Raw genomic sequence first — 646 nt, forward strand, 5'->3', positions numbered from 1 at the left:
GTCTACTTCTTGGCCCATGGTTACTCGGCCAACTTACATTGGTGGATTAGGTTTTACAATGAAATGGAATATGGGATGGATGCATGATACGTTATTCTATTTTTCAAGAGATCCCATTTATAGAAAATATCATACCAATGCTATAACATTCAGTCTCTTATATGCATTTTCAGAAAATTTTGTTTTGCCTCTCTCTCATGATGAAGTTGTTTATGGCAAAGGTTCCCTATTTCAAAAAATGCCAGGTGATAGATGGCAAAAGCTTGCAAACTTGAGGGCACTATTTGGATACATGTATGGGCATCCTGGTAAAAAACTACTTTTTATGGGGTCAGAATTTGGACAGATAAACGAGTGGAATTGGAATTGGCAACTTGAATGGAATTTACTTTCTGATAATGCACATAGAGGTTTATCTAAATTTATAAGAGATTTAAACACTATTTATAAAAATGAAAAGGCATTATATGAAATTGATTTTCATTGGAGAGGATTTCAATGGATTGATTTTTCTGATCACGACCAAAGTATTATTTCATTTCTTAGAAAGGCTGAAAATGATAATGATTTTTTATTGTTTGTTTTCAATTTAACACCTGTTCCAAGATTTAACTATAGAATTGGTTTTCCTAAAGCTGGATTTTAT

The 646-nt window shown here is 32.2% G+C and carries 1 protein-coding gene; it reads left to right on the plus strand.

The window, feature by feature from the left end; genetic code table 11:
- Positions 1-646 (plus strand): alpha amylase C-terminal domain-containing protein (locus N3D17_07850; GenBank protein MCX8083275.1); only part of this gene is annotated, 646 nt, incomplete at both ends.

Source organism: bacterium, from assembly GCA_026414725.1.
Classification (GTDB): Bacteria; Ratteibacteria; UBA8468; order B48-G9; family JAFGKM01; genus JAAYXZ01.